We start from the raw sequence: 12,869 nt of genomic DNA on the forward strand, positions 1-12,869 counted from the left end.
TCTTGACCTATTTACCTAATGACCTAAAATTTTGTCAATGAGAAACCATAAACTAACAACCCAAACCTTTGTCCGGTTTCCAGTCTTCATTCAACCCTCCAACCATAAACCATACATCCAATCGAAAAAACTCTCTTTCCAAAATATTGGATGGAACATCAAAAAAGAATACTTTTGTAAAAATAACACGATTATTAAAATTTGTAACACCATGAGTGTAGTACGCTTTGGAGTATCCCTTGAAAAAGAGTTATTGGACGACCTGGATGAATTTGTAAAAAAGAACAGGTTCACCAATCGCTCACAAGCCATCAGACAACTGATTGCAGAGAACACTGCACGCTCCAAATGGGAGTGTAACAACATAGTGGTTGGTTCCATTACGTTAATATACGATCACCACAAACGGGAGTTGGTTCACAAACTCCATGATATACAGCACCATTATCATCATGAAATACTCTCTTCGCAACACTTTCATCTGAATCATGAAAAATGTATGGAGATAATTGCCGTAAAAGGTGAAGCAAAACTATTAACAGAGTTGTCGGACAAACTGATTGCCATAAAAGGTATTCAGCATGGCAAACTGACCATGAGCAGAGCCTGATTTTGAGAATTACATGCACCCATATATGACAAACAGCAAACAAATACTATCGTTTCTTTTCATTCTCATTTTGGGATGCGGGAGTCCTCAACCGCGCATTGGTCAGGAAACCGTTACCATCACCGATATGTTAGGCCGAGAAGTTATCGTCCCCGTTAATATTGAGAGGATTGTTGGCTTAAAAGCCGGAGCCTTACGAATGTTGGTTTACATGGGACTAACAGAAAAAATATCAGGCGTTGAAGATGTTGAACGGCGCCCCGGACGAGCATACGCATTTGCACAACCACAACTTACTGAAAAGCCAATAATAGGCCCAATGCATGGAGGCGATGCTGAGCTGATAGCCATAAATGCCCCCGATGTAATATTTATGACCAACGCCACCATAGGAGAAGCCAATGACCTTCAGCGAAGAACCGGAATTCCTGTTGTGGTAATTCAACCCGGGAACTTAACAAACCGGCGAAACGATTTTAACCAGTCACTTAAAACCATTGCCGCAGTTACCGGCACAGAGGCCAGAGCCGACTCCCTTATACACTTTATTGATCATCAAATTGAAGAACTAAACAGACTGTCAGCCCAAAGCCGGAAAAAAACTGAAACGGTTTATGCCGGTGGTATTTCCTATAGCGGTGCACGCAGCATCACTTCCACCATACCCCTTTTTGATGCATTTTTATTTGTAAATGCTGAAAATGTAGCTTCAGAGTTAGCCCTGAAAAGCAATCTACCACTCACCATTGGTTCCACAGTTGAAATTGATATTGAACAACTTATCACATGGAATCCAGACAGGATTTTTATAGACGCTGCAGGACGAGAATTGGTTCAACCTCAAATTGCTGATGGGACACCTCTTCATGCAACACTTCAAGCCGTTCAGAATAACAAGATTCATTTCCTGATGCCACATAACTGGTATTCTACAAATTACGAAACAATTCTAACCAACGCATGGTATGTTGCTTCAGTACTATATCCTGATGCGGTTACTCCGCAACTGTTTAAAGAAAAAAGCAAAACCATTTATGAGTATGTGCTTGGGAATGACGTGAGTGAAGAATTGATACATATGTACAACGGCTGGGTATGCATGCAATAAAGAGACAAAAACGAAATCGAATAATTATTCTGGTGACAGGCTTTATTGTTCTGATGTTGTTGTCTGTTGCAGGACTGACCATTGGCAGTTCGGGATTGACCATTTTAAATATTCCGGAACTTCTTCTGGGAAAGGGAGACGAAGTAAGCAGACAAATTCTGTTTCACATCAGGTGGCCACGCGTATTGGCTGCCATACTTTCAGGAGTAGCTCTTTCGGTATCGGGAGCGGTTATTCAGACTGTTATTCGCAATCCCCTTGGATCGCCCTACACACTTGGTCTAAGTGCGGCATCCATGTTTGGTGCGGCATTGGCAATTGTGCTTTTAGGTTACGCAGCGCAACATGGCATCGCCCAATCACTTAAAAACAGTCCTTATCTTATTACCTTATCGGCATTTATCTGGGGAATGGCATGTACATTTCTCATCACAGGCTTTGCACGATGGCGTGGAGCCTCTCCTGAGACACTAATAATGGCCGGAATAATACTTTCAGCACTTTTTGGCTCTGCCACTTCACTGATGCAGTATATTTCCAATGATGTGGAACTGGCAGCCATTGTATCATGGATGTTTGGCGATTTAGGTAAAGCCACCAACCAAAACACCCTATTTCTGCTCGTCGTCATAATTCCCTCCATGGCCTATTTTATATACAATACGTTTAACTTAAGTACCCTAAATGCAGGCGATGAAGTGGCCTCCAGTCTTGGAATTAACGTGAACCGTTTAAGAATGATTACCGTGCTAACGGCCTCTCTTTGCACGGCTGTTACCGTTGCTTTTTTTGGGGTAATTGCGTTTGTGGGGTTGATAATTCCTCACGTAACACGTCGATTGGTGGGTTTTAATGAAACTTACGTGATAACCGGATCGGCCATATTTGGCGCACTGTTTCTCCTTGCCAGCGATATTGTGGCCCGCACCATAGTGGCTCCGGTGGTAATTCCCGTGGGAATTATCACCTCATTTATAGGTGCTCCATTTTTCCTTTACCTGTTGTTTAACCGTATCAAAAAAAGATAACATGACCATATCATTTCAAAATATAAAATTTGCATACGGAAACCAGGATGTTTTGCATGGCGTATCCGGAGATTTAAAATCCGGAAGATTTTACGCCATAGTGGGACCCAACGGATGCGGGAAAAGCACGCTTATTAAATGTTTGGACAACATACTGCATCCACATACCGGTACCATTGAATTGGACGGTGTATCCATAAAAAAAATCCGAAAGAAAGAGCTCGCAAAAAAAGTGGCTTACGTGGCTCAAACATCTAAAATTATTTTTCCGTTAGATGTGTTCAGCACCGTATTGCTTGGGCGCAGACCCCATGTGGGATGGCTCCCCGGAGAAAAGGACAGAAAGCTGGTTAATCGGATTATTGATGAACTAGGACTCTCCGATTTAATAATGCGCAACATTGATGAAATCAGTGGTGGTGAACTTCAGCGCGTGCAGATTGCGCGCGCTCTGGCGCAGGAACCGTCTGTACTGCTGCTTGATGAACCCACATCAAGCCTCGACCTAAAATATCAGATTGAGGTAATGCAGCTTTTAAAACAGGTATCTGAAAACAAAAAGATAACCATCGTAACAGTCATTCACGATTTAAATCTGGCAACCCGATATGCAAACAGATTTATCTTAATGAAAAAAGGCCGCATAATTGCCCATGGTGGAAAAGAAGTCATCAATGAAGAAAATATAAAAACCCTTTACGAAACAGAAGTTCAGAAGATATCACATGGTACCCAGACCTATATCCTACCCGTTTGATGAGTCAATATAACCAGTGGCTGAATACAACTCTTGGGTAAGAACTTTAAGTTTGTTGTTTTTTTCAATAAGGCCGGCAATTTTTCCGGTAGCACCGGTAACAACAATGGCACCTAGGAAAAGACCTACAATCAATGGTTTACCCAATGAACTGAACGAGGCCAGAGCAATTAATGCCAGCAGAAAAACTGGGGATGCATACATGATGTATTGCTGACCGGAACTGCATCCGCATTCGGCAAGAAGATGATTGAAACGCTGAGTCCATTCGCTGTTAAAATCATCGTCAAATCCGGCAATATCAAAAGAAACCTCTTTGGGTTTCTTTTCCCTGATATCCTTAACCTGTTCCAATGAAGTAATAACCATTTTTTAAGACTATTAGAGTTTTCAAAATTTAGACTGATAGACGAAGTGTAACGTAGTCCTGATTTATATATCCGGATAGAAATATGTAAATCATTTAACCAATCTATTGCTCTTATCCCACCATGCGGGTCTTCGCTGCACTCATCATACTTTTAGCCTAACAACCCATTGTGAATAAGCAAATATATAACATTCGTAATCAAATAAAAACCGACAACTATGAAGATTCAATTCCAACCAATAGGATACGTTAAAAATCAAATCATTGACCCCAAAGACGGGTTTCCATTGAAAAAGGAGAAGAGCGTTCTCGAGATTCTGCCTGAATTTTCCGATGGTTTGCAAAACTTAAATGAACTACCGGCTGTTGATGTCGTGTTCAACTTCCACCTTTCGGAGAGTTATAAACTGATAACCCCCATTTATACCGGAGAAATTAAAGGAGTTTTTGCCAGTCGAAGTCCACACCGACCAAATGGCATTGGAGTTACTACGGTAAAACTACATTCAGTAGAAGGCAACCAACTCACCGTTTCAGGCCTCGACGCCATGAATGGAACACCCATACTCGATATAAAACCAACTGATTACAGTTTTTACGAAAACAGCAAATCAGAGAATGAAATCCGCGTTGAACGGTTAAAGAGTAACCCCAGAGCAGAAATCATCATGGATATTAAATCAGAAAATCTGGAAAAACTACTCATTGGTGCAGCTCAAATACACGGACATTACTGTCCGGGCTTAGCCATGGGTGTTATAGCTGCCGTAAAAGCCATGAACCTTATGAAAAGTCAGTCGGACGGCATGGAAGACCTTTTGGCGATTACCGAAACCAACAACTGCTTTGCCGATGGTATTCAGTACATAACAGGTTGTTCGTTTGGCAACAATGCTCTAATTTTTCGGGATATTGGGAAAAATGCTTTCACGCTAACCACCCGCAATGGTAAAGGAATAAGAGTTTGTGCAAGAAACGAATCCAGACAAATCATCAATCAAAAGTCGCCCGAATTCAGTTCTCTCTTCCAACAGGTAGTCATTGAACAGAACCATGATGAAAACATCAAAAGAGAATTCAGAAAAGCAGCTTCCAAAGCATCTTTTGCAACACTGACCATTCCTTTCGACGATATTTTTAATATTGAAGACAAAGAAACCAACATCCCTCCCTACGCCCCCATTATGGAAAGTATTGTTTGTGATAATTGCAAAGAAAATACGATGAAATCGAGAACTGTTGAAGAGAATAATGAGAAACTATGTCTGGACTGTAGTTCGACCTCTCAATATGTTTTGGATGGCCATGGAATAAAATCCACATGAAGGTGCAAAAACTCGATGTTTTTTAAAAAAATAGAGGCTGTCTAAAAAGTCTGTTAATAATATCCAATACTTACAATTTGTAAAACAACCTTGCTTTCACCCCTCCAAACCTCCCCCAAGTGGGAGGCTTAAAGTCCCCCTTGGGCGATTTAGGGGTGAATTATTAACGTGTAATTTACGATTTGAAAGATAAGGAAAATTTAAATTTACTTTTTAGACAGCCTCTTATATTTCTACCCGCTAAAACTTCAAACTAATTTTTCCTGAAAGAATCCTTGGAGGCCCTGCGAAATATGTGGCACTCCCCTGACGGCTGTCATCCGATGTATTTATAATTCCGATGTGCTTTTTGTCAAAAACATTCTTAACATAGACTCCTGCGGTAATATTTCTAAAAATGTTTATGTTCTCAAAACTGTAATTTATTGAGAAATCAAAAAGTCCGTAAGCATCGATCTTTTCGATGTTGGTGGCATCGCCGTATCTTTTGCCAATGTGTTTGTAAATTAATGATATGTCCATATCGCTCATTGAGAATAAAGCCCCAGATTTCAGGCTGAAACGGGGTGTGGCAGGCGATTGGTTGCCTTTTATCTCAATGATTCCATCCTGACGTTCCAGATTTTTATCATAGCTTATATTTGTGTAGGTGGGATTGAAAATCAAAGTGAACCACGAAACCGGGTGCAGATAAAACTCAGTATCAACTCCCCAGGCTGTTTGTTCGCCAACGTTTTGAAAATAGTCCAATTCAACAGTGGAGTCATAGGCTGAAGCCAACACATTATTGTGCCTGGCATAATGGATTGACGGCGACAAAGTAAGGTAATTGGATACGTATCTAAACCCAAAATCAAAATGATGTGAGGTTTCCATTTTCCAATTGTCGAAAATGTCCTGCAGATCCATCCCGGCATCAGCAAATGTTGCCATATTGTTCACATACAACGATATAATGGGATTATACATATAAGGGCGCATATAGTTCTTTCCATAGTTAATGTATAACTGCATATTATCTTTCAGAGAGTATCCAATACCAAATGAAGGCAGTAATGCGTGGTGCGTCATTTTTCTTGTATATAATGACTCGTTTGGTGTTTCGGATAGTTCAGTCGCTGAAACTGAATTGAACCTGTCTGTTGCCGGATCAGTAAAGTGGAAGTATTTCAAGCCGGCCTGAAGGTTAAACCTGCCCGGAGAATATGCCACTTTAGCATAAGGGCTGTGGATTATCCCTTTTTTTTCATTCACTGAGAAAAAACCATAGCCAACGGGGATTAGTCCCTGATCAGCAATACGCGTGTTATATACTTGCGCATCATTATCAAAAATTTCCAACCAATAACCTGCAGAATATGAAATTTGATTCATTCTACCCTGAACTTCAGGTATTATACCCATTCGGCTAATATCTCTAAAACTGGTTGTCTTGAAGAAATTAGGTCCACGCTGTACTGTCCCATCGTAGTCAGCTTCTTCATTGGAAACATATCCTTTTATCGAAACAGAAGTATTATCATCAGGAGTATATCTGACGATTCCCATAAAATCGATATTCGTAAATGTTCCGTCATTGTAACCGTAATAATAAAAATCTTGCGACGCAACCCCTGTTAATTCTGATGAAAAACCTTTCGTATAATTCTCTTTCAAATTAATGGCTTCTGAATAGCTTAATCTCCTGTAAGCATTTCGTTTAATGGTGTTGTAATTCACAAATATTTCGGCCTCAAAATTTTCATTAAATTGCTGAGTAATTCCTGTTACTGCATTGTATCGGGGTCCCATTTTCCCAGGGCCTTTCCATTTATCAGCTTCAGTTGCCGAAAAAGATACGAATGCCGATGTTCCAAATGCAGTTTTACCCAGGTCAACCCTTGTAAATGCTCTGAAAAAATTATGATTGCCAATTGATTGATTCACTTCTGCTCCAAACTCCTCATTTGGCCGGCGGTATCTCAATTCAATGGCACCACCTTTACTACCGGTTGCGGTTCCTAAATCGGCCGGGGATGCCCCTTTATACAAAGCTATGCTTTCTATATTTTCCATATCGTAAATATCATCCCGGGCTCCAATGGGCATAATTCCGTAATTAGGAAAACCTTCCAATGTCATCCCGCTAAAAGAGCTGCGAATGCCCCGGATTCGCACCGACTTTTCGGACAAACCATAACCGTCGACGCCTTCGATTAACACACCGGGAAGAATGTCAAGCGCATGATAAACACTGGTAGATGCGGGTGCTCCACCAATACTCAGTCCTTTGGAAGTGAGCGCTGTCCCGGTAAAAAGTGCATCGCCATTTCTTCTTACAGGATTAGAAATGACTCCGTCAACAGTGATTTCTCCAAGTGTATGGTGGTCGGGGTACAGTTGAATATTCAAAACATGATCGGCACTATGAGGGGCCAGATTAATCTCTTTACTTTGATACCCAATAAAAGTAATATTCAGAGTATTATTTTGCCAATCTATGATATCAATCAGAAAAGCTCCATCTAAATCACTTATTGCTCCCTCATTAGAACCCTCAATGGTAATGTTAGCACCCGACAGTGGTTCGGATGTTTCGATATCGGTAATCACGCCTCTTATTGTTTGAGCACTGCCGTTAAAAAAAACGAATAGCATGATTAGAATAATAAAATGCGAATCTTTTACTGGTATCTTCATTGATAAAAATTAATTATTAATACTAATAGTGTTACGAAAGACAAATATAGTAACACGATGCAAAGATAAAAAAATGATTGCGCATGCAATCATTCAAATTAAAAATAAGCACAGAAAACATTAAAATTTTGATTTTGTAAATACTTTTTTGGTCGAGGCTCCTATGTTGGCAATATTTTGACGATTGTTTACAAGGCCCATAATTTTTCAAATATTCCTGTCAGAAAAACAAAAACAGCTAAAGAAAGTCAGGAAATTAAAAAAATGTAATACAAATTTAACAATTGCTTAACATCTACTCATAGATATTTGCTTAAGGGAGTATTTTTGACTATTTTCGCATCTCATTAAAATCAAAACACAAACATACGGGATGAATATTGGAAAGGGTCTGAGACCAATTATTGTTATAGTATTTTTTCTACTTTTAATACCAGTAACATTTTACATCAAAGTACCGTACACCATTAATACAAATGGGGTTTTGCTGCCAGTAATGGAATGGCGTTTGGAGAAATCATTTGACGGAACTATTGTAAATACTCTTAAAGATAACAGAACCAACACCATCCCAAAATTCTCTGCCACCGAATTCCAACGTGGCGATCACGTTGAATTCAGGAAGTTTGCCGAGATAAACCAGAGCGGAAAAATTACTGCCGGCGATACCATTGGAAAAATTCATTCTCACCTGGAATATTTCAAGCTTCTTGAACTAAAAGGAAATCTGGAAGAGCAAATGAGAGTGAAGCAGATAACCCTTACGGGTGAAACTCCTGAAAGAATTGCAGCTGCTTATCAGCACATGATTTTGGCTCAAACCGAATACGAAACTGAGAAAAAACTATGGGAACGGGCACAATCCCTTTATGAAGAAAACGTCATTGCACTTCAGGAGTATGAACTGGCTCAAAACAGCTACAACATAAAGAAACAACAAATCAATATAGCCACAGCCAATTATGAAGTGCTTACATCGGGGGCGAAACGCGAAGAGGTAGAAAGGGTGGAAGCCGTTATAGGAGCCATCAATGAACAAATCGAAAATGTAAACCAAAGACTCGAAGCCTTTTACATCACCTCTCCGATTTCGGGTACAGTTTCTTCAGGAATAAGAAACACAACCAGCAATGAAACCCTCATGCGAGTAATACAAAACCAGCAAATGGTTTTGTTAATGCCGGTTGAAGTTTACAACCTGGACTATGTAACTGATGGAATGGCAGTAATCATTGATAATATAGGAAATTCCCTTTTGGGGAATATCATCCATATAGATGATAACATAGAGCATATCAACCAGCGGCAGGCAGTATTTGTGACTGCAATTTTTGAAAATCCCGATGGACAACTGCGCCCCAACCTGAAAGTAAATGCGCGGATCGACTATGGGAAAATTTCACTGGCACAGTACATAATCAGAATGAGTAAAAACATATATCACAACTAATTGTAATGCTTAGATACGAGCGAAAATATCTGGTTCCTAATGAGCAAATGGATGCACTGCGCAAGCGTTTGATGCCATTTGTTGTGCCCGATAAATATGCTCATCCCAATAAACATGGTTTACATCAATATACAGTCCGCAGCATCTACCTGGACTCTTTGGACATGGAATGCTATACACAGAAGGACAGTGGAATAAAACTGAGACGCAAACTACGCATCAGGGGTTATGATAAGCTCAACGATAAAAGCAAAGTCATCCTGGAGATTAAACGAAAAATAGGAAATCGCATAAAAAAACATCGCTCCACACTTCTTTATAAAGATTTGGAGGACATGATGAAATACTCACGACTGGAAGATTACATCATTACGGGAAGTAGAAAAGAGGCATTAGACGATGCAAAACGTTTTTTCTTCCATTTGAAGAAAAAACAGTACCGTCCCAGTAATCTGATAGTCTATGAAAGAGAAGCCTACCAGGGAAAAATAGATGCCGGCGTAAGAATTACATTTGATAAGAACATCAGAAGCAAGGTTTACCCAAAACTTGATGCTTTATACGAAGACAAGCACCTTAAAAGACTGTTTAACAACCACTTTGTTCTTGAAATAAAATATTTCACCAACGAAATGCCCATATGGGCTCGTTCGCTGGTGCAGGAGTTCAAACTCCGCAACGATGCTATTTCAAAATATACTATTGGATACGATGTAAGCAAGTATAATCGGAAGCTTACCTATTAAAAACAACAACATCAGAATGGAAGATATTCAATCGATTTTCACATTTAGTATAACAGCCCGGGATGTATTTGCCAACGTATTGGTGGCAATGACCTGTGGTTTCATAATTGCATTACTATACAAACACACCTATAAAGGATTAAATTATTCTTCGGCCTTCACCATTTCTATCATTATGCTGACCATGATCACAGCCATTGTCATCATGGTTATTGGGAACAATCTGGCAAGAGCATTTGGTATGGTTGGAGCCATGTCGATCATACGTTTCAGAACGGCTGTTAAAGACGCATCAGATATCATGTTCATTTTCTTTGCTCTGGCAATCGGTCTGGCAGCCGGCGTAAAACTCTATGCTATTGCATTTTTAGGAACATTTATGGTTGGAGCCGCCTATTTACTGGTTACACAGTTCAGCTTTTCCCTTTCGGGGAAAAGAGAATTTTTAATGCACATCACCACCGAAGGGGATGGTCTACCGGAAAATCCTTTTGGAGACTCATTTAAGCAATACTGTAAAACACATAAACTGGTAAATGTTAAAACCATTGGCGACGATTACGATCAAATTATGGAGTACTCCTATTATGTGAATTTAAAAGATCAGCAAAAGGGAAGTGAACTGGTTTCAAAACTCAGAAAAATTGAGGGTGTTCACCAGGTTAACCTGTTCTTTGATGAAGATTAAATGCTCTGAAGTTCTTTAACGGCTTCCTGCAAAAACGGACGTGTATGATAGTCATCGTCCACCACTTCATCGTTCCAGATTAAGATATCCAGATCAATGTTGCGTGGGCCAAACTTAGGAACTGTTCGGTCGCGCCCCATTTCATTCTCAATCTTTTTAAGAATGGTGTTCACCTTCTTCTTGTCTTCATTCGTTGTAGCCAAAACAGCACCATTAATAAAATCTGCCTGATCAACAATGCCAATGGGTTTGGTGGTTTGCAAGGATGAGACAGACAGAACCTCAAAATGATTCTGTAATTTTCCCAGTGCCACCTTTATGTGGTGAAATGGTTCAATGTTGGATCCAATGCTGATGATCATTCTGTTCATGGCTCTTCTCCTACTTAGTTTTTGTTAAAGAAAAAGACACACTCTCGGCAAAACGAAGGGCATGCGGTTTATCAACTTCCAGAGAAACACTTTTTACCCTGTCTATTGAGATGATATATGATGCAACCTTTTCAGCCACTCTCTCCAACAGGTTAAAATGGCCGTTTTCAACCAATCGAATCACCTCCTTGCAAATAGTTCTGTAATTCAATGCCTGATTGGGTTCATCAGATACCTCCTCTCCTTCCAAGTCATAATCAATGATTATATTCAGCAATAAATCCTGCTTCTTCCCTATTTCATGATCATTGAACCCGATCTGAGTTCTCAACAGTAAGTTTTTGATTTTTATTTGTGCCATTCATTCAGGTTAAATGTGTTCCGGAATCACAAAAGATGATCTGGCCGGTAATGGAATCATTTTCCACCAAAAAATAGACACTTTCCGACAAATTATCAAGTTTTACCTGCTTTTTTAGAGGAGTCTCCTTAATAACTGCATGAAGATAATCATCGGTTTTGCCCGGTGGAGGCAAAACCGGCCCCGGAGCAACAGCATTTACCCTGACATCTGGCGCCCACTCCAAAGCAGCCATTTTTGTCAGGTGCATCAGTGCTTTCTTAGATATGCTGTATGCTGCATGCGAAAAGCTGTTTTCGGTTACCCTTGTATCAATAACATTAACGATAACGCCGGATTTAAAACAATTAACAAAGCTCTGCATCAGAAATAAAGGTGCCTCAAAATTGACGCTCATTTGGCTTTTTAGCAGCTCTGGTGTTGTGTCACTCAGTACTCCCGGATCAAATACCGATGCGTTGTTAATCAATACATCAATTGAATTCAGTTCTTGTGGTAAATGATTGAAAAACTCTATCATTTTTTCAGGGAACTCAGACAGATTGCACCAAACAACTGGAAAATACTGCTCCGGATATATACCGGAAAGCTCCTTCGACAATTCCCTGGCAACATCACTGCTGCGATTATAGTGAATCACCACATTCCATCCATTTTGAGCAAAAAAACGTGAAAGAGCGGCTCCCACTCTTTGTGCTCCTCCGGTAATCAGAACAGTTTTTCTCATAAATTACATGTAAATCAATGCGACTATTTTTTCGAGATGAATGCGATCAGTTTCATCAAACATAGCAAATTCACGACTGTCCACATCCAGAACGGCCACAACTTTGTTGTGGCTGTTTCTTACGGGCACCACAATTTCTGAGTTGCTCTGTGATGAACAGGCAATGTGACCTGGAAATTGATGAACATCATCAACAACGACCGATTCCCCTGAGTTAATTCCGGCCCAGCAAACCCCCATATTTTTTTTAAGTTTGAGACAAGCAATTGGTCCCTGGTATGGACCAACAATCAATTCCCCCTCATCAAGAAAATAAAATCCGGTCCAGAAATAACCTTTCATTTTATGATGCAGCAACGCAGCGATGGTTGACATACGCGAAACCGGATTATTTACAGGTAAGACCAATTCTTTTATTTGATCATATACACGATCATATCGTCCTGCTTTAGATTTATCAGTACTCATGCGTAATTAATGTTATTGTTTTGAAAGTTAAAACCAAAGATAAGATAAGAACAGATAAATTCATGGTTCGATTGAGAAGAATAATGAAGAAGGAGTTTAATACGGTCTATTTGTTTTCAAATAAACCACTATAAAAAAACAACCGGTTTCGACCATTGTCAAAACCGGTTGTTCACTCATC

At 39.9% G+C, this 12,869-nt stretch carries 14 protein-coding genes; 8 read left to right on the forward strand and 6 right to left on the reverse strand.

The window, feature by feature from the left end; all coding sequences use genetic code 11:
- Window positions 1-211: 211 nt before the first annotated feature.
- From nikR to B5X70_RS11745, 4 genes are read left to right on the forward strand one after another with little or no spacing between them, the layout of a single operon-like run.
- Entirely contained in the window at window positions 212-610 is a 399-nt protein-coding gene (nikR, locus tag B5X70_RS11730) for a nickel-responsive transcriptional regulator NikR (RefSeq protein WP_079558161.1), read from the forward strand.
- A 25-nt stretch (window positions 611-635) separates the two neighbouring features.
- Entirely contained in the window at window positions 636-1,718 is a 1,083-nt protein-coding gene (locus B5X70_RS11735; protein ID WP_079558162.1) for an ABC transporter substrate-binding protein, read from the forward strand.
- Window positions 1,706-2,746 carry a FecCD family ABC transporter permease gene (locus tag B5X70_RS11740; RefSeq protein WP_079558097.1) on the forward strand — a complete coding sequence of 347 codons (1,041 nt, stop codon included), beginning with the start codon at window positions 1,706-1,708 and terminating at the stop codon, window positions 2,744-2,746. Before B5X70_RS11735 ends, B5X70_RS11740 begins: the two co-directional genes overlap by 13 nt.
- Window position 2,747: 1 nt before the next feature.
- Window positions 2,748-3,503, forward strand: coding sequence for an ABC transporter ATP-binding protein (locus B5X70_RS11745; RefSeq protein ID WP_079558098.1), 756 nt, complete (start codon window positions 2,748-2,750; stop codon window positions 3,501-3,503).
- Here the strand turns inward: B5X70_RS11745 and B5X70_RS11750 are convergent.
- Window positions 3,492-3,872 carry a hypothetical protein gene (locus tag B5X70_RS11750; protein ID WP_079558099.1) on the reverse strand — a complete coding sequence of 127 codons (381 nt, stop codon included), beginning with the start codon at window positions 3,870-3,872 and terminating at the stop codon, window positions 3,492-3,494. The genes B5X70_RS11745 and B5X70_RS11750 overlap by 12 nt on opposite strands.
- A gap of 219 nt (window positions 3,873-4,091) precedes the next feature.
- On the opposite strand from B5X70_RS11750, the gene tsaA reads away from it, so the two are divergent.
- A complete protein-coding gene (gene tsaA / locus B5X70_RS18075) occupies window positions 4,092-5,198 on the forward strand; it encodes a tRNA (N6-threonylcarbamoyladenosine(37)-N6)-methyltransferase TrmO (RefSeq protein WP_079558100.1) in 1,107 nt (368 codons plus the stop codon).
- A gap of 240 nt (window positions 5,199-5,438) precedes the next feature.
- On the opposite strand, the gene B5X70_RS11760 is transcribed toward tsaA, so the two are convergent.
- Complete coding sequence (locus tag B5X70_RS11760; RefSeq protein ID WP_079558101.1) at window positions 5,439-7,877, reverse strand: TonB-dependent receptor; 2,439 nt, start codon at window positions 7,875-7,877, stop codon at window positions 5,439-5,441.
- Between the two features lie 373 nt (window positions 7,878-8,250).
- Here B5X70_RS11760 and B5X70_RS11765 point away from each other — a divergent pair, with 373 nt between their 5' ends.
- Genes B5X70_RS11765 through B5X70_RS11775 form a run of 3 tightly spaced genes read left to right on the forward strand, consistent with a single transcriptional unit; the run spans window position 8,251 to window position 10,761 of the window.
- Complete coding sequence (locus tag B5X70_RS11765) at window positions 8,251-9,327, forward strand: HlyD family secretion protein (protein WP_079558102.1); 1,077 nt, start codon at window positions 8,251-8,253, stop codon at window positions 9,325-9,327.
- A 5-nt stretch (window positions 9,328-9,332) separates the two neighbouring features.
- Window positions 9,333-10,073: a polyphosphate polymerase domain-containing protein gene (locus B5X70_RS11770; protein WP_079558103.1), complete on the forward strand. Its 741-nt coding sequence runs from the start codon at window positions 9,333-9,335 to the stop codon at window positions 10,071-10,073.
- Between the two features lie 16 nt (window positions 10,074-10,089).
- Window positions 10,090-10,761: a DUF4956 domain-containing protein gene (locus tag B5X70_RS11775; RefSeq protein ID WP_079558104.1), complete on the forward strand. Its 672-nt coding sequence runs from the start codon at window positions 10,090-10,092 to the stop codon at window positions 10,759-10,761.
- Here B5X70_RS11775 and folK read toward each other — a convergent pair.
- The 4 genes from folK to B5X70_RS11795 are packed head-to-tail and all read right to left on the reverse strand — an operon-like array spanning window position 10,758 to window position 12,688.
- A complete protein-coding gene (gene folK / locus B5X70_RS11780) occupies window positions 10,758-11,132 on the reverse strand; it encodes a 2-amino-4-hydroxy-6-hydroxymethyldihydropteridine diphosphokinase (RefSeq protein WP_079558105.1) in 375 nt (124 codons plus the stop codon). The two genes, B5X70_RS11775 and folK, sit on opposite strands and share 4 nt — an antisense overlap.
- A gap of 10 nt (window positions 11,133-11,142) precedes the next feature.
- Window positions 11,143-11,493: a FolB domain-containing protein gene (locus B5X70_RS11785; protein ID WP_079558106.1), complete on the reverse strand. Its 351-nt coding sequence runs from the start codon at window positions 11,491-11,493 to the stop codon at window positions 11,143-11,145.
- Window positions 11,494-11,497: 4 nt separating this feature from the next.
- A complete protein-coding gene (locus tag B5X70_RS11790; protein ID WP_079558107.1) occupies window positions 11,498-12,220 on the reverse strand; it encodes an SDR family NAD(P)-dependent oxidoreductase in 723 nt (240 codons plus the stop codon).
- 3 nt (window positions 12,221-12,223) lie between these two features.
- Entirely contained in the window at window positions 12,224-12,688 is a 465-nt protein-coding gene (locus tag B5X70_RS11795; protein ID WP_079558108.1) for a GAF domain-containing protein, read from the reverse strand.
- Between the last annotated feature and the right edge of the window lie 181 nt (window positions 12,689-12,869).

Source organism: Alkalitalea saponilacus, assembly GCF_900168165.1.
Lineage (GTDB): Bacteria > Bacteroidota > Bacteroidia > Bacteroidales > Marinilabiliaceae > Natronoflexus > Natronoflexus saponilacus.

Bases quoted from the DNA above. Each gene is read 5' to 3' on its own strand.
- B5X70_RS11785 (WP_079558106.1), bottom strand. From the start codon at position 11,493: ATGGCACAAATAAAAATCAAAAACTTACTGTTGAGAACTCAGATCGGG.
- B5X70_RS11750 (WP_079558099.1), bottom strand. From the start codon at position 3,872: ATGGTTATTACTTCATTGGAACAGGTTAAGGATATCAGGGAAAAGAAA.
- B5X70_RS11770 (WP_079558103.1), top strand. From the start codon at position 9,333: ATGCTTAGATACGAGCGAAAATATCTGGTTCCTAATGAGCAAATGGAT.
- B5X70_RS11735 (WP_079558162.1), top strand. From the start codon at position 636: ATGACAAACAGCAAACAAATACTATCGTTTCTTTTCATTCTCATTTTG.
- B5X70_RS11740 (WP_079558097.1), top strand. From the start codon at position 1,706: ATGCATGCAATAAAGAGACAAAAACGAAATCGAATAATTATTCTGGTG.
- folK (WP_079558105.1), bottom strand. From the start codon at position 11,132: ATGAACAGAATGATCATCAGCATTGGATCCAACATTGAACCATTTCAC.
- B5X70_RS11745 (WP_079558098.1), top strand. From the start codon at position 2,748: ATGACCATATCATTTCAAAATATAAAATTTGCATACGGAAACCAGGAT.
- nikR (WP_079558161.1), top strand. From the start codon at position 212: ATGAGTGTAGTACGCTTTGGAGTATCCCTTGAAAAAGAGTTATTGGAC.
- B5X70_RS11765 (WP_079558102.1), top strand. From the start codon at position 8,251: ATGAATATTGGAAAGGGTCTGAGACCAATTATTGTTATAGTATTTTTT.
- B5X70_RS11775 (WP_079558104.1), top strand. From the start codon at position 10,090: ATGGAAGATATTCAATCGATTTTCACATTTAGTATAACAGCCCGGGAT.
- B5X70_RS11795 (WP_079558108.1), bottom strand. From the start codon at position 12,688: ATGAGTACTGATAAATCTAAAGCAGGACGATATGATCGTGTATATGAT.
- tsaA (WP_079558100.1), top strand. From the start codon at position 4,092: ATGAAGATTCAATTCCAACCAATAGGATACGTTAAAAATCAAATCATT.
- B5X70_RS11790 (WP_079558107.1), bottom strand. From the start codon at position 12,220: ATGAGAAAAACTGTTCTGATTACCGGAGGAGCACAAAGAGTGGGAGCC.
- B5X70_RS11760 (WP_079558101.1), bottom strand. From the start codon at position 7,877: ATGAAGATACCAGTAAAAGATTCGCATTTTATTATTCTAATCATGCTA.